13 protein-coding genes are annotated in these 15,030 nt (G+C 69.3%); 3 read left to right on the forward strand and 10 right to left on the reverse strand.

What is annotated here, in order from left to right; genetic code table 11:
* Positions 1-113: 113 nt before the first annotated feature.
* The 10 genes from ACX25U_RS02380 to ACX25U_RS02425 form a co-directional block, all read right to left on the reverse strand.
* Positions 114-1,166, reverse strand: a complete 1,053-nt coding sequence (locus tag ACX25U_RS02380; protein ID WP_454388594.1) for a 2-oxoacid:ferredoxin oxidoreductase subunit beta — start codon at positions 1,164-1,166, stop codon at positions 114-116.
* Complete coding sequence (locus tag ACX25U_RS02385) at positions 1,159-3,015, reverse strand: 2-oxoacid:acceptor oxidoreductase subunit alpha (protein WP_454388596.1); 1,857 nt, start codon at positions 3,013-3,015, stop codon at positions 1,159-1,161. The genes ACX25U_RS02380 and ACX25U_RS02385 overlap by 8 nt, the downstream gene beginning before the upstream one ends.
* 28 nt (positions 3,016-3,043) lie before the next feature.
* Entirely contained in the window at positions 3,044-3,391 is a 348-nt protein-coding gene (locus ACX25U_RS02390; RefSeq protein WP_454388598.1) for a hypothetical protein, read from the reverse strand.
* Positions 3,392-3,480: 89 nt separating this feature from the next.
* The gene (locus tag ACX25U_RS02395) at positions 3,481-4,350 is read right to left on the reverse strand and encodes a MaoC/PaaZ C-terminal domain-containing protein (protein ID WP_454388600.1); all 870 of its coding nucleotides are present in this window, start codon (positions 4,348-4,350) and stop codon (positions 3,481-3,483) included.
* 39 nt (positions 4,351-4,389) lie between these two features.
* Positions 4,390-5,562 carry a CaiB/BaiF CoA transferase family protein gene (locus tag ACX25U_RS02400; protein WP_454388602.1) on the reverse strand — a complete coding sequence of 391 codons (1,173 nt, stop codon included), beginning with the start codon at positions 5,560-5,562 and terminating at the stop codon, positions 4,390-4,392.
* Positions 5,563-5,857: 295 nt separating this feature from the next.
* Positions 5,858-6,628 (reverse strand): tyrosine-protein phosphatase, encoded by a 771-nt coding sequence (locus ACX25U_RS02405; RefSeq protein WP_454388604.1) that lies wholly within the window; start codon positions 6,626-6,628, stop codon positions 5,858-5,860.
* On the reverse strand, positions 6,622-7,599 hold the full coding sequence (locus ACX25U_RS02410) for an alpha-ketoacid dehydrogenase subunit beta (protein WP_454388606.1): 978 nt from the start codon (positions 7,597-7,599) through the stop codon (positions 6,622-6,624). Before ACX25U_RS02410 ends, ACX25U_RS02405 begins: the two co-directional genes overlap by 7 nt.
* Positions 7,592-8,599, reverse strand: a complete 1,008-nt coding sequence (locus ACX25U_RS02415) for a thiamine pyrophosphate-dependent dehydrogenase E1 component subunit alpha (protein ID WP_454388608.1) — start codon at positions 8,597-8,599, stop codon at positions 7,592-7,594. The genes ACX25U_RS02410 and ACX25U_RS02415 overlap by 8 nt, the downstream gene beginning before the upstream one ends.
* Before the next feature lie 11 nt (positions 8,600-8,610).
* Positions 8,611-9,234, reverse strand: coding sequence for a nuclear transport factor 2 family protein (locus tag ACX25U_RS02420; protein WP_454388610.1), 624 nt, complete (start codon positions 9,232-9,234; stop codon positions 8,611-8,613).
* Between the two features lie 26 nt (positions 9,235-9,260).
* A complete protein-coding gene (locus tag ACX25U_RS02425) occupies positions 9,261-10,688 on the reverse strand; it encodes an FAD-dependent oxidoreductase (RefSeq protein WP_454388612.1) in 1,428 nt (475 codons plus the stop codon).
* A gap of 812 nt (positions 10,689-11,500) precedes the next feature.
* Here ACX25U_RS02425 and ACX25U_RS02430 point away from each other — a divergent pair.
* Genes ACX25U_RS02430 through ACX25U_RS02440 form a run of 3 tightly spaced genes read left to right on the forward strand, consistent with a single transcriptional unit; the run spans position 11,501 to position 15,028 of the window.
* Positions 11,501-12,616: a hypothetical protein gene (locus ACX25U_RS02430; RefSeq protein ID WP_454388614.1), complete on the forward strand. Its 1,116-nt coding sequence runs from the start codon at positions 11,501-11,503 to the stop codon at positions 12,614-12,616.
* Positions 12,617-12,674: 58 nt separating this feature from the next.
* Positions 12,675-13,940 carry a phosphotransferase family protein gene (locus ACX25U_RS02435; protein ID WP_454388616.1) on the forward strand — a complete coding sequence of 422 codons (1,266 nt, stop codon included), beginning with the start codon at positions 12,675-12,677 and terminating at the stop codon, positions 13,938-13,940.
* Positions 13,934-15,028, forward strand: a complete 1,095-nt coding sequence (locus ACX25U_RS02440) for a hypothetical protein (protein WP_454388618.1) — start codon at positions 13,934-13,936, stop codon at positions 15,026-15,028. The genes ACX25U_RS02435 and ACX25U_RS02440 overlap by 7 nt, the downstream gene beginning before the upstream one ends.
* Positions 15,029-15,030 lie beyond the last annotated feature (2 nt).

Here is a 15,030-nt window from a genome sequence, read left to right on the forward strand (position 1 = left end):
TTACTGTCGGATGTCCACCACGTAAACAGGGCCTGAGACCTACAGAGTCCGGGCAGGGAACGCCCCACCCTGTGACGGAGGTTCAGGGACGATCCCGCTGAGGCTGTCCGGCCTCATGCGGACACGATCCAGGTGTCGTTGCCCCGCATCAGGGCCGTGATGTCCGCATCGGTGGGGGGTTTGCCGTGCTGTTGCTGCTCGATCTGGTCGCTGAGCTGGCGCTCGTAGGTCGGCCGGGTGACGGAACGGTACACGCCCATGGGCGTGCAGCCGGGCTCGCCGGAGCCGAGCCGGGAGAGCGCGAAGGCGTAGGCGGGGTCGTCGCTGTGGGCGTCGTGGACGACCACTCGCGGGTCGTCGGCGGCGACGCCCGTCTCGACACGCAGGGTTCCGGTGGCGGGGTCGCGGACCACGGCACGCGATCCGTCGTGTCCGAAGCGCAGTGGCTGCCCGTGTTCGAGCATCACCATGGCGTCGCCGCGGGTCTCGCGGTCCTTGAGGGCGTCGAAGGCCCCGTCGTTGAAGATGTTGCAGTTCTGGTAGATCTCCACCAGCGCGGTGCCCGGGTGCGCGGCCGCCGCCCGCAGCACCGACTGCAGGTGCTTCCGGTCGGAGTCGATGGTCCGGGCCACGAAGGACGCCTCGGCGCCGATCGCGATGGAGACGGGGTTGAAGGGGTGGTCCAGCGCTCCCTGTGGGGTCGACTTGGTGATCTTCCCCTGCTCGCTGGTGGGCGAGTACTGGCCCTTGGTCAGCCCGTAGATCTGGTTGTTGAACAGCAGGATCTTCAGGTTCACGTTGCGGCGCAGCGCGTGGATGAGGTGGTTGCCGCCGATGGACAGCGCGTCGCCGTCGCCGGTGACCACCCATACCGACAGGTCGGGGCGGCAGGCGGCCAGGCCGGTCGCGATGGCCGGGGCGCGGCCGTGGATGGAGTGCATCCCGTAGGTGTTCATGTAGTACGGGAACCGGGAGGAGCAGCCGATGCCGGAGACGAAGACGATGTTCTCCCGGGCAACGCCGAGTTCGGGCATGAAGGACTGCACCGCGGCCAGGATGGCGTAGTCCCCGCAGCCGGGGCACCAGCGCACCTCCTGGTCCGTCTTGAAGTCCTTGGGGGTCAGGGTGAGCCGCGTGCGGTTCGCCGGTACGGCGGTGTCAGTCATCGGTGATCACTCCTTGCAGTGCCTCGGCGAGGTCGGCGGCGCGGAACGGCAGGCCCCGCACCTGCGTGATGCTCAGGGCGTCGATCAGATAGCGGGATCGGATCAGGCCGGCCAGCTGGCCGAGGTTCATCTCGGGGACGACGACCCGCCGATAGCGGGCGAGGACTTCACCGAGGTCGGCCGGGAACGGGTTGAGGTGCCGCAGGTGCGCCTGCGCCACGGCGTGGCCGGCGCGGCGCAGGCGGCGCACGGCGGCGCCGATGGGCCCGTAGGTCGACCCCCAGCCCAGGACGAGGAGCGACGCGTCGCCGGTGGGGTCGTCCAGGTCGGTCGGACCGACGGCGACGCCGTCGACCTTGGCCTGCCGGGTGCGGACCATGTGGTCGTGGTTGTCGGGGTCGTAGGAGATCTCACCGGTCCGGTCGGCCTTCTCGATGCCTCCGATGCGGTGCTCCAGGCCCGGGGTTCCCGGCACCGCCCACGGTCGCGCCAGGGTCTCGGGGTCGCGCAGGTAGGGCAGGAACGATCCGTCCGGCCCGTTGGGTGCGGTGGCGAACTCGACGGCCAGGTCGGGCAGTTCCGCCAAGTCGGGGACGCGCCAGGGCTCGGACCCGTTGGCCAGGTAGCCGTCGGACAGCAGGAAAACCGGCGTCCGGTACCGGGTGGCGATCCGAACGGCCTCGATCGCGGCGTCGAAGCAGTCCGCCGGAGAGCGGGGTGCCACGACCGGCACCGGCGCCTCGCCGTTGCGGCCGTGCAGAGCCTGCAGCAGGTCGGACTGCTCGGTCTTGGTCGGCAGCCCTGTCGAAGGGCCGCCGCGCTGCACGTCGACGATCACCAGGGGCAGTTCCAGGGAGACGGCCAGGCCGATGGTCTCGGATTTCAGCGCGATGCCCGGCCCGGAGGAGACCGTCACCCCCAGCGCTCCGCCGAAGGAGGCTCCCAGGGCGGCACCGACGGCTGCGATCTCGTCCTCGGCCTGGAAGGTCTTCACTCCGAGCCGCTGCTGCTTGGACAGCTCGTGCAGCACGTCGGAGGCGGGGGTGATCGGATAGGCCCCGAGGAACAGGGGCAGCCGGGCCCGCCACGCCCCGGCGACCAGTCCGCGGGCGAGGGCGGCGTTGCCGGTGATGTTGCGGTACGTGCCGGGCGGCAGCGCCGCCGGCTTGACCTCGTAGGCGACGCCGAACGCCTCGGTGGTCTCGCCGTAGTTCCAGCCGGCCCTGAAGGCGGCGATGTTCGCCTCGGCGATCTCCGGCTTGCCGGCGAACCGCTTGGCGAGGAAGTCCAGTGTCCCCTGGGTGGGGCGGGAGTACATCCACGACAGAAGGCCGAGCGCGAACATGTTCTTGCTCCGGCTCGCCTCCTTGCGCCCGAGCCGGGAGGACAGCTCGCCGGCCGCGAGGGCGTCGAGGGTCAGCTGGGTGAGGTTCACCGCGTGCACGGTGAAGTGCTCCAGCCGACCGTCGGTCAGGGGGTTGGTCGCCTGACCCACCTTGGCCAGGGCTCGGTCGGTGAACTCGTGGGTGTCGACGATGACCGTACCGCCCGCGGGCAGGTCGGCCAGGTTGGCCATGAGCGCCGCGGGGTTCATCGCCACCAGCACGTCGGGGCGGTCGCCCGGGGTGAGGATGTCGTGGTCGGCGAAGTGCACTTGGAAGGAGGAGACCCCCGCCGCCGTTCCGGCGGGTGCCCGGATCTCGGCCGGGAAGTTCGGCAGCGTCGCCAGGTCGTTGCCGAACGCCGCGCTCTCCTGGGTGAACCGGTCACCGGTCAGCTGCATGCCGTCGCCGGAGTCGCCCGCGATGCGGATGACAACCCGGTCCAGGGCCTTGATCTCGGAATTCATCGCCGTACCACCTGCTCCTTGTCACTTGTCACCTTGGCCAGTGCCAGAGCCTCGCTCCATGAGGCGCCCTCCGGTGGCGCCGACCGGAGGGCAGCAACGGCCTGACGACGCCCCGGCCGATCACGGCCTGCAGCCGCCTGTCGAACTGGTCCGGCCGGACTTGGGGCAGTGCGTCGCAGGCGGTCGGCACACCGGTCAGCGTCCTGGTCACGGCGACGGCCCGGTCGGCCGTGCTGGTCCAGTGCTCGACCCGGATCCGCTCGCCGTAGCGGGGGTTGTGCCACCGGGCGACGTCGCCGATGGCGCACATCTCCTGCGTGCCGACGGCTTTCAACTGCTCGTCCCACACCACGTCGGCGCCCAACCGCAGCTGCACCCCGCGTGCAGCGTGCAGAGGATGCGCACCGGTGGGTGTCCTTCCGTTCATCCGCTCGTCCGATGTGAGGCACCGGCTGCTCGCGCTGCTCAGGAGTGCAGCTCGGCCCGGCCCTCGTCCAGGACGACACGGTGGTCCGCACCGTCCGGGCCGCTCGCCTCGACGCGGAACACCGCCGTCCTCGCGCCCGTGCGCCAGATCCGGGTGTTCAGCCGCTCGCCGGGGAAGACCGGAGAGGTGAACCGGGCCGCGATCACCGAGAGCTTCGCCGTGTCGCCGTCGCACAGGCCCCGCACCAGCGCCCGACCCGCGATGCCGTACGTGCACAGGCCGTGCATGATCGGCTTGGGGAACCCGGCCTTCTCCCGGGCGAACCACGGGTCGCTGTGCAGGGGGTTGCGGTCGCCGGAGAGGCGGTAGATCAGGGGAAGGCGTTCGTCGGTCGTCTCGGCGATCCGGATGTCCGGGTCCCGGTCCGGAATGCCCGGGTGGGCGGCCTTCTCCCCCGGCTGTCCCCCGAAGCCGCCTTGACCGCGCAGCACGAGCGTCGTGACGGTCTCGGCGACCAACTCGCCGGTTTCCGGGTCGCTCCCACGACCCGTCAGGACAACGACGGCGTTCTTTCCCTCGCCCTTGTCCTGCAGGCCGGTGATCTCGGACACCACGGAGAGCGCACCGGAGGGCGGCAGCGGCCGGTGCACCCGGACCTCTTGGGCGCCGTGCAGCAGCTTGCCCCAGTTCACTTGCCCGACCTTGGGCAGCACGTCGAACCCCGCGGCGACGATGACCGCGAAGGTCGGCAGCACCTGCTGCGGCACGCCGTGCGAGTTCTCGGTGGTCAGGGACAGGTCCTCCACTCCAGCGCCCAGGCCGAGGGCGTAGAGCAGGGTGTCACGATCGGTCCACGTGACGTGCTTGGGGCCGGAGGTGGCTCCGAGGCTGTTCGCGTCGATGGTCATCAGGGCTCCTGTTCAGGGGAATGAGTGGGACACCTGGTGTCAGATCTGGGTGGCCGCGCCGGAGGCGAGGAGTTCCTCGACGCCGTCCACGCCCCAGCGGTCGAACACCTCGCGGGTGTGCTGGCCGCGTCGGACCGGCGGGAGCTGAATGGTGGCCGGGGTGCGGTCGAACCTCGGGGCTGGTGCCGGCTGCCGTACCCCTGCCACCTCGACGAAGGTCTGCCGGGCCGCCAGGTGCGGGTGTTCAGTGGCTTCCTTGAGGCTGAGCACGGGTGCGACGCAGGCATCACTGCCGGCGAACACCTCTTCCCACTCCTTGCGTGTGCGGCCGGCGAAGGCGGCCGCGATCGCGGACCGCAGCTGTGGCCATGCCTCCGGCCCGAGGCGGCGAGCCAGGTGCTCCGGCAGGCCCAGCCGGGCGGCGAACTCGGCGTAGAACCTCTTCTCGAGGGGGCCGACGGACATCCAGCCACCGTCCGCGGTCCGGTAGACGTCGTACCAGGGGCGGCCGGTGTCCAGGAGATTGACGCCGCGCTCATCGGTCCACGCACCGACCGCGAGCATGCCGTGCAGCATGGCGGTGAGCGAGGCCGCGCCGTCCACCACCGCGGCGTCGACGACCTGGCCGCGGCCGGAGCGACCCGCTTCCCACAGCGCCGCCAGCACGCCGGAGACCAAGTAGAGGGAGCCTCCCCCGAAGTCACCGAGCAGATTGAGCGGCACTGCGGGAGGCTCTCCCTCCCGGCCGAGCGGGTGGAGGGCACCGGCCAGCGCGATGTAGTTGATGTCATGGCCTGCCATGGAGGCCCAGGGGCCCTCCTGGCCCCAGCCGGTCATCCGCCCGTACACCAGCGCGGGGTTGCGCCGCAGGCACTCCTCGGGCCCCACGCCGAGTCGCTCCATCACCCCCGGGCGGAACCCCTCGATGAGCACGTGCGCCCTGTCCACCAGTTCCAGCAGTGCGGTGACCGCCTCCTCGCGCCTGAGATCCAGGACGACGGAGCGGCGTCCCCGGTGCAGGACGTCGGCCGCTACGGTGCGCTCCTCCGCCACCGGCCCGGGCCGGTCGATTCGCACGACTTCCGCCCCCATGTCAGCGAGCAGCATCGCCGCGAAAGGGCCCGGACCGATTCCGCCCATTTCGATCACCCGCAGGCCGTTCAACGGCCCTGTCGCGGCGCGGTCGCTCCCCGGCCCCTGCTGGTCAGCCATGCGCCATCCACCTTCCGATTCAGTCACCGCCGCCGACTGCACGCAGCACGACCCCAAAATGCTCTACACATAGATTATTTGTCAATCGATTGCTTTGCCCCGTCCCGGCAAGAACCGGGGGCTCCCCGGCCCTCCTGCCGAGGTCCCGGCACTCGGTCGTCCAGGGCTGACCGGATACGCCCTCCGGGCAGACGTCGGTGAGTCTCGGCTTCAGACAGCGGTTCACAGTGGGCCGGCAGATCGCACCGGCCCACTCCTCCTCCCCATCGGCTGTCCTCGCGACCGCCCCGGCCGCTCAGTCCAGCAGCCGGCGGCGCAGTCGTTCCACCTGCTCGTCGGAGAGGCCGAGGCCATGCCGCAGGTAGCCCTCGACATCGCCGTAGTCCGTCTCCATGCGGGCTGTGCCCGCCTCGAGATAGGCCATGTCGGCGATCATTCCGGGAACGAAGAAGTCGTCGGGCCGATCACCGAAGAACTGCCGGGCCATCTCCAGGCTCGCCCTTGAGCCGCGCATCAGATCGTTGGTCAGGAGGAAGTCGGCGGCCACGTCCTCCTCGGCCACCCCGGCGAGCCGCTGCAGCAGCATCGCCACCCAGCCGGTCCGGTCCTTGCCCTCCGAGCAGTGGAAGAGCTGCGGCCCCTCCTGGTCCGCGATCGACGAGAGGACTGCCGCGAAGCCGGCCCGCTTCTTCGGGTCGGTCACGAAGCCCCGGTAGTGGTCGAGCATCGCCTCCCGCAGGTCGGCCGCGGTCCTCAGGGCCCTCATCACCTCCCTCGGCAGACCTGGCACCCATGTGTGGCGCCAGGTTGCCCCGGAAAGCTCGGAGTCGGGGCGTAGTTCCACTTCCTGCGCTGCCCGCAGGTCATAGATGGCCACGATGCCCAGGGGCGCCAGCGTCGCCATCTCCTCCGAGGAGACCTGGAAGGCGTTGGACCGGAACAAGCGGCCACGACGCATCGGACCATACGGGGTCGAGTAGCCCGGCCCCGCGACGTCGCGGAAGTTGGGTACCGACGCCAACGACGGGGCCGCGCCCCCCGTACCGTCCTCCCCGATGCTCAGCACGCCAGCTCCTGGACCTTCTTGACCACGCGGTCGACGGTCGGATGGTTCGTCAGGGCCTTCGAGAAGGGAACCGGCGTGAACTCCGCCCCGACTCGGCCCACGGGGGCCAGCAGCTCGCCCCACAGGTTCTCGTGAATCCGGGCGCTGATCTCCGACCCCGGACCGAGGAACTGGGTGGCCTCGTGGACCACGACGCAACGCCTGGTGCGCTCGACCGACTCAAACACGGTGTCGAAGTCCAGGGGTACGAGACTACGGAGGTCGACCACCTCGGCCTCGATCCCCGAACCGGTGAGCTCCTCAGCCGCCTCCAGCGACAGTCCCACCCCCGTGCCATAGGTCACGATGGTGATGTCCCTCCCGGAGCGCACCGTCGCGGCCTTGCCCAGCGGCGTCGTGTAGTACTCCTCGGGCACGGGCCCCTTCTGGCTGTAGAGCAGGGCCGAGTGCTGGATGTAGAGGCTGGGGTCGGGAGACGTCAGGCAGGTCAGCAGCAGCCCCTTGGCGTCCACCGGGTTCGACGGCATCACGACGTTGATGCCGGGGGTGTGCATGAACCACGCCTCCAGCGACTGCGCGTGCTGGGCACCGAAGTGGCTGGTTCCGATGGTGGTGGTCATCGTGATCGGTGCAGGGGTCGCGCCGCCGCTCATGTACCGGAACTTCGCCGCGTGGTTCAGGACCTGGTCCAGGGTCAGCGTCACGAAGTCGAAGAACATGATCTCCGCGACGGGCCGGTAGCCGCCCAGCGCCAACCCCACCGCGGCGCCGGCGATGGTTCCCTCGGCGATGGGCGTGGACCGTACGCGGTGTTCGCCGAACCTGGTGGAAAGCCCCTTGCTGGTCTTGAACACCCCACCGATCGGCTCCGCCACGTCCTCACCGAGCACGACGATCTTGTCGTCGGCCTCCATCGCGCAATGGAAACCGGAGTTGATGGCGGCCGCCATCGTCATCGTGGTCTCAGGCATCGCTCAGGCTCCTCACGAAGGTGGGGTCGGCGAACACATCGGTGTACAGCTCCTCAGGTGCCGGGAAGGGGCAGCTTTCCGCGTAGCTGAAGGCGTCGTCGACGTACGTCCGGACTTCGGACTCGATCGCCTCGACCTCGGACTCGGAGAAGACCGACTGCTCCAGCAGCCACTTCCGGAAGGTTGGAGCCGGGTCCCGCTCCATGGCCTTGGCCAGTTCCTCCTTGGGCACGTAGCTGTAGTCCGCCGTGCCCGTGTGTCCGGTGAGCCGGTAGTGCACGAACTCCAGGAACGTGGGGCCTTCGTCACGCCTGGCCCGGTCCACCGCCGACTGGAGCGCGGCGAGGCAGGCCAGCGGGTCGAAGCCGTCGACCTTCACGGTGGGCATGTTGTACGACGCCGCTCGTTGGGCCAGCTCCGTCGAGGGTGCGTACTGCGCGATCGGGGTGTGCTCGCCCCATTGGTTGTTCTGGCACACGAACACCACGGGCAACTTCCACAGAGCGGCGAAGTTCATGGACTCGTGGTAGGCGCCGATCGAGGTCGCCCCGTCGCCGAAGGTCACCACGGTGGCCGACCCGCCTCCGTCCAGCTGCGCGGCCATGGCCAGGCCGACGGCGATCGGCATGCCCGAGCCGACGACGCCGGTGGTGGCAGTGAATCCGACGGACTGGTCCTGCAAGTGCATCGGGCCGCCCTTGCCCCGCGAGGTCCCGTCGACGCGGCCGTAGAGCTCCGCCATGATCGACCGTAGCGGCACCCCCTTGGCCAGTGCGTCGCCGAGGTTGCGGTACGTCGAGACCATCCGGTCCTCGCTGCGCAGGACCTCACCGAGGGCTGCGCACACCGCCTCCATCCCACGGACGGGGTAGAAGGCCGCAGCGAGCCGGCCGGCCTTGGCTTCGGCACTGGACTTCTGGTCGGCGACGGCAGTCGTCAGCATCAGGCGGTACATCCGCTGCAGCGCCTCACGCGAAGGCACCGGCGTCTGGGTGCTCATGTCGCTCCCGTTCACTCGTCGAAAGAATCGAAGTCCAGCAGGTAGCTGGGGTCGCTGGTGTCCCTCGCCCCGGGAATGTCGTAGTGCGCGCGACCGCCGTCCACCACCATGGTCGAAGGCCGGCACTGGTTCCATTCCACGGTGATCCTGCGTCGCCAGATCCGCCAGATACCGTCCCGTTTCAGCAACTTGTCGAGGTAGCGGCCGCCCGTGAAGTACTCCTGCTCCTCGTCGATCCGGCCCTGCGCCTCGGCCCGGTCCGCGTAGGCCTCTCCGAAGAACCTCCCGACCGACTCCCGCCCGCCGGGGACTCGGTGGTAGCCGAACAGGCAGGACTCCGCGATCGCCCGGTCGCCGTCGATCTCGACCAGCTCGTTGGTGACATGGTGGATTCCGTAGCTGGTCTGTTCCTTCAGCCGCGGCACCATGAACTCCGCGAACTCGTGGGCGTTGCCGTCGAAGGATCCGTGGGCGTCCGTGGCGTCGTCGTGGTAGACCGATTTGAGAAGCTCGACGTCGCATCGGTCGATCGCCCGGGCATATCGGTGCAGTACCTCGATGATCTGCTGGCGGTCATAGACCAGTTGGAGCATCGCCTCACGGTCCACGGGCTCCGCGCGGGGCGCGAACAGCATGTGGCGTCCTCCTTCGCTCTGCGCGTTCATACCCGGGCCTTGGACACGTACTGAGCGGCCGCTTCGCCCGCCATCCGGCCGACACCGGCCGCATTCGCCAGGGAGCTTCCCGAGCCCGAGTAGGTGGGTCCGACGATGCCCCCCGTGCACTCGCCGGCGGCGTACAAACCCTCGATCAGGTTCCCGTCCACGCCGATGACCTGGCCGAAGTCGTCAACGCGCATGCCGTAACCAGTGTGCGCGATCGCCGTGGGCCGGACCTCGACGGCGTAGAAGGGGGCGGTCGAAATGGGGTTGAGGAACCGTGACGCCTTCTGGAAGTCCGTGTCCTGGCCGGCCTCGACGAGCTGGTTGTACCGGGCGATGGTGCCGCAGAAGTCGGCCGCCGGGATGCCGGCCGACTTCGCCAGCTCCTCGAGCGACTCGGCTTTGTGGACCCGCTCGTGGTGCTCGTACTGCTTCATCACGTCAGCGGTGTAGTGCTTGGGCTTGAATTTGGCGTGGTTGGGCCAGACCTGCTTGTAGGCGTCCGCGTACCGTTCCGCCAGCTCGGCCGGCGGTCGCAGTGCCGCATCGTCGAAGACGACGTATCCGACGTTGTCCCTGGCCTTCAGCAGGCTGTCGAGGATCCCGTACGGCGCCGTCTCGTCGCAGAACCGGCGTCCACGCTTGTCGAGCAGCACGGTCCATCCGGGCAGGAAGGCCTCGTGCATGGTGTCCACGCCTGGGTTGAGCATGCGAAGGCCGCGGTTCTCCCCGGTGACCTGGGCGCCCACCTGGTCGGCGAACCTGAGGTGGTCGCCGCGGGCGCCGTCGGCGCCGATGTAGAAGGTCTCCCCCGGAACCCAGGCGATCGGGTAGTGCTCGGCGAGATGCTCCGGGTTGGCGCCGAATCCCCCGCTTGCCACGATCACCGCGGCAGCGGTGAGATCCTCTCCCCCGGCGCGGACACCGGTGACCCGGCCGTCGGTGTGGATCAGCTCGTCGACCCGGTTGCCGAGCGCGAACTCGACGCCCGCCTTGCGGCACCGCGAGACCAGGGCGTCGATGATCGCCTGCCCCCCGCCCTCGACGCAGTGCCCCCGGGGCCGCCGGTCGTCGCCGCTGAAGATCAGCCGCTCATAGAACGGCACGCCGTGGTCCTGGAGCCAGTCGATGGTCTCACCGCTCCGGGCCGCCCAGCGCTCCACCGGACCGGCGGAGACGTCCCAGACGTTGATCGCCATGTACTCCTTGAACATGTCGTCCTCGGCGTCCTCGATGCCGGCGGCACGCTGCAGCCGGCTCCGGCTGCCCATGACGACACCGCCGCACAGCCGCGTCGAGCCACCGAGCACTCCCTCTGCCTCGACCACGAGCACGTTCGTGCAGCCGTGCTCGACGGCGGTGAGAGCAGACGCGAGACCCGCCAGGCCAGATCCGATGGCAATGACTTCGAAGTCGGGTTTGGGCATGTCAGCTCCTGTCGATCAGCGCCGGCCACGGTAGGCGCGGGTGACTTGAGTCGTTCGGACACGTGGATTCCCGGTCGTCCCGGTGGCTCGCCGTCACCTGGGCAACACCGGTACGGGTCGGGCGGCGGTGAGGCTCGTCCCCTGGCGCGACTGTCCACCTTCAGGACGATCCGGCCGAGCTTGCCTGCCGGGAGCGGACTCCACGACGCTCACCTCCTTGCCTGACGTTGACACGACGAAGAATACTCTATCGCCAGACTATTGTGGAGAAGATTTTCTCAGCGGATGACGTCAACGCCGATCCCAGGCGAGGTCGAGCGCCCCCGGACGACGAAGGGGGCGGTTCACCGACGGCACGCCGATCCGCAGAGCGCGCCGCGCAGAGGTCGCCGACTGCGCCACCACGTCTGCCGACACGCACCCGTTCGGCACCGGGCGCCGGGACAGCTCCGCCCCCCATCGCACCACCGCGGCACGCCGACGCACGGAGCTCGGGCACCCCCTTTCCGGACACCGTGACCACGAGAGACGCCCTGCGGATCAGGCCGAACATCAATACTCCGCCCCTGGACAACTCTCAACAACCCTGAGGCCGACACCACTCAAGACGAGGCGCGAGCCTCGCGCATGGACACCACCCTGCACCTGAGTTACTCTGACGCTTGATGGTCGATAACTAGACTTTCACAGGCGAGGGGTGAGCGGAGATCACGAGCCTGCACGGCAACGGCCGTCAGCCAGAGACACAGTCAGCACAAGACCCGATTGCGACACACATGGCTCCCCTTGTCACCGAGCGCACGCTCCATCCCATGGACGAGACGCTCATGCACCAGATCCCCTGGACCTTCGCGTACGCGGGCACGTCCGATCACCGCTTCTACGACCGGCACTGGCTCGCGTGCGTCGACGCGGAGGGCCGTGGTGCGTTCATCTCCGGCATCGCCTTCTACAAGAACATGGGTGTCGCCGACGGCTACTTCTGCGTCCAGCAGGGCGACCAGCAGCACAACACGCGCTTCTCCCGGCCCCTCAGCGAGGACATGCAGAACCTCCGCATCTCGGACTTCGAGATCCGGATCGCCGAACCCTTCAAACGCCTTGAGATCTCGCTGGCCGGGGACACGACTCCCCTGTCGGCCGAACTGGCCTTCGAGGCGAGCTTCGCCCCCTACTGCGAGTCGCACTACATGGACTCCCGCGGCGGGCGGATCGGGCAGGAAATCACGCGGTACGACCAGAGCGGCCGCTGGTCCGGCTGGATCGACCTCGGATTCGGCCGGCTCGACGTGCAGGACTGGTGGGGGTTCCGTGACCACTCGTGGGGCGTCCGGCCCGGCGTCGGCGGCTTCGACCGCTCGGTGGCCGACCCCAGGACCAAACTGTCGGCCACGCCGGCGACTCCGAGCCTTTCCATGCTGCACGTCGTGATGACCTTCGAACTCGGCGACCGCTTCGTGACCGCCATGTGCCGCGAGGACGCGGCCGGCAACCCGACCTACGTCGACGGTGAGGTCATCACCAGGGACGGCCGTCACACATCAGTGCGGTCCATGGAGTTCGAGGTCGAGTTCCATTCCGGCACCCGCGCTCACCGCAAGGTGTCCGCCCGCATCGTCGCCGATGACGGCTCGGAGTTCGACGTCGAGGCAACGCCGTTCCTGCACCCATGGGCCTACGCGGGCACCGGATACGACGGTGGCTACCGCGACGGCCGCGGGCTCGGTGCGTGGCGCGGCACCGTGGTGGAACACGACGTCTACCAGTTCGTGGCCCCGGACGGCGTCCTGATGGACGGCAGGCCCACGCCGACCGGCCACCGCGAGCAGTTCGCCAAGATGGTGGTCAACGGCGAATCGATCACCGGATACTGCCCCGTCATGACCCGCGGCGCCCTGCCGAAGTACGGACTGACCGAAGAAGGATGACAACCGGGCGACGATGATGACCGAACCGACAGTCCCCCCGAGAGGGAACCGGCCCCTGGTGGCCGCTCAAGTGGTGCGCGTCCTCCGCCATGAGCTCGCACTGCTCGGCGACACGGCACGCGTGGACCAACTGCTGGAGATCGCAGACCAGTTGCTGTCGCGGGCCGCGATCGACGACGAACTCCCCGTCCGCCGCGCCGCCGGCCCGGCAGCCGACCTGACCGCGCTGGTGGCCCAGGAACTGGGAGAGGTGCACACGGACGACTCCGGCCACCCCCAGGAGGATCCCACCACCAGCTTCGAGTCCGCCCAGCCGCCCAGCGTCAGCGAGGCGGACCTCCTGGCGGCCTTCCGCCGGCACGCCCCCCACACACGTCCCCGAGCGGTCCAGAACGTGCGTCGCCTCTCAGGTGGCTTCTCCAAGGAGACGGTGCGCGCCCGCGTGATCGACGAGGAGGGCAACGGAACCGGCGTCGTCATCCGCAAGATCGCGCCGGGCCGCCGTGCGGACGGGCTCCGGCCCGAGTACGACGTCGTGTCGTTCGTGGCGGGCTCCGGTGTGCCCGTCCCACACCCCCTGTGGTTCGACGAACACGGCCTGGGGAGCCCCGCCTTCGCGACGACCGCCCTTCCGGGTCGCACGGTGGGCAACGTCTGGGGGTGGACCCAGTCACCCTCGCTCCGTTTGGTCCGGGACTTGGCTCGGGCGATGGGCACCCTGCACTCACTCGATCCCGGGGGACTTGCCGGCGCTCCGCTTCCGCCCCTGAGCAGCCAGGACGACCATCTCAAGGCCATCGACGAGCGCGAAGAGGTGCTCCGGACCATCTGGCGCACCGACGACGCATACCGTCCGGTCTTCGCGCGCGTCCTGGACTGGCTGCGCAGGAACGCTCCGCAGGACGGCGCGGCCGGAGTCCTGATCCATGGTGACTTCGCCCTGCACAACGCACTGGTGGCCGACGACCGGCTGACCGGGCTGCTGGACTGGGAGCGGTCGCACATCGGCAACCCGTCGGAGGATCTCGCGTATCTCAAGCCGTCGATCGACCAGGCCGGCGCCTGGGGCGTCTTCGTCGAGGAGTACCGCAAGGCCGGAGGCCCGCCGGTCAATACCCGTGACCTGGCGTACTTCACGGTGTGGCAGGACCTGTGGCGGGGCGTCTCCTCCTACCGGATCCGGGCCAAGTTCGTCGCCGAACCCACTCAGCTGTCCGACGCGATCGCCGGCCTCCTGATGAGCCCCCGGTTCCTGGCGCGTGCCGCCCGCGGCCTGTCCCAGGGTGCCCACACCACCGCGGATCGGAGACCTGCCGGATGCTGATCGGACTGGACGAGACCCTCTACCACCAGACCCCGGACCCGTTCGCCGTGGTCGCCACCAGTGACCACCGGTTCTTCGACCGGTACTGGTTCTCCGGACTGTCGCCCGACGGCCGCACGGCCTTCTTCGCCGGCACCGGCCGGTACCCCAACATGGGCACACGCGACGCCTTTCTCAACGTGCTGCGCGACGACCGCCAGCACAACCTGCGCGTCGCCGCCCCGCTGGAGGATCCCGGCTCGGTCGACGCGCAGACTGCGCGCGTCGGTCCCTTCTCGGTCACCGTCGTGGAACCGTTCCGCCGCCTCGTGCTCCGCAACAGCCGAGGGCCGTTGACCGCGGAGCTGGAGTTCACCACCGACGCCACACCCCACCTCGAGGCCAGGCACCGCGAGATGTCGGGCACGCGCGTGATCCAGGAACAGCACCGCTACGACCAGGTAGGGCGCTGGAACGGCTGGCTCGAGGTCGGGCGCGAGCGGATCGACGTGTGCGACTGGTGGGGCGACCGAGACCACTCCTGGGGCACCCGCGTCGATGTCGGCGGCCTGGAGCCCCGCGAACTGTTCCGGCGCACCCCGAGCTTCACCATTTGGTGCAACTTCTCCACCGACGAGGGCTGGGGACTGTTCCAGAGCCGCGCATACGCGGACGGGACGCCCCGGTATCTCGACGGCACGATCCACAGCCGAGCCGGCACGCACGCGCGAGTCGTCGACCTCTCCTATGAGATCGCCTACGTCGAGGGCACCCGGACCTGGTCCCGGGCGGAGTTCGACCTCTCCCTGAGCGACGGCCGGTCCGTGCGGGTCGAGGCGCAACCGCACACCGTGCGCCCGTGGGCGAGCCGCGGCGGCGGCTACAACCGCGGCTTCTCGGACGGCCTGGGCTTCGGAGCCCGACGGGGAGAGGTCACCGAGTACGACGTCTACGAACTGCCGGACGTGAGGCGGGTGTTCCTCGACGACGTCGAGATCGACCCGGGACACCGCGAGCAACTGGCGCGGATCACCGTGGACGGAGCCCCTGGCTGGGCGCACCTGCCGATCATGCCCCGCAGTGGGGACATGACCGCGCAGGGTGCCTGAAC

The organism is Streptomyces sp. JNUCC 63, from assembly GCF_054366325.1.

What these genes read in the sequence shown, in the direction of transcription:
- ACX25U_RS02380 (WP_454388594.1), bottom strand. Translation starts at nt 1,166, where the DNA reads ATGACTGACACCGCCGTACCGGCGAACCGCACGCGGCTCACCCTGACC.
- ACX25U_RS02385 (WP_454388596.1), bottom strand. Translation starts at nt 3,015, where the DNA reads ATGAATTCCGAGATCAAGGCCCTGGACCGGGTTGTCATCCGCATCGCG.
- ACX25U_RS02395 (WP_454388600.1), bottom strand. Translation starts at nt 4,350, where the DNA reads ATGACCATCGACGCGAACAGCCTCGGAGCCACCTCCGGCCCCAAGCAC.
- ACX25U_RS02400 (WP_454388602.1), bottom strand. Translation starts at nt 5,562, where the DNA reads ATGGCTGACCAGCAGGGGCCGGGGAGCGACCGCGCCGCGACAGGGCCG.
- ACX25U_RS02410 (WP_454388606.1), bottom strand. Translation starts at nt 7,599, where the DNA reads ATGCCTGAGACCACGATGACGATGGCGGCCGCCATCAACTCCGGTTTC.
- ACX25U_RS02415 (WP_454388608.1), bottom strand. Translation starts at nt 8,599, where the DNA reads ATGAGCACCCAGACGCCGGTGCCTTCGCGTGAGGCGCTGCAGCGGATG.
- ACX25U_RS02420 (WP_454388610.1), bottom strand. Translation starts at nt 9,234, where the DNA reads ATGCTGTTCGCGCCCCGCGCGGAGCCCGTGGACCGTGAGGCGATGCTC.
- ACX25U_RS02425 (WP_454388612.1), bottom strand. Translation starts at nt 10,688, where the DNA reads ATGCCCAAACCCGACTTCGAAGTCATTGCCATCGGATCTGGCCTGGCG.
- ACX25U_RS02430 (WP_454388614.1), top strand. Translation starts at nt 11,501, where the DNA reads ATGGACGAGACGCTCATGCACCAGATCCCCTGGACCTTCGCGTACGCG.
- ACX25U_RS02440 (WP_454388618.1), top strand. Translation starts at nt 13,934, where the DNA reads ATGCTGATCGGACTGGACGAGACCCTCTACCACCAGACCCCGGACCCG.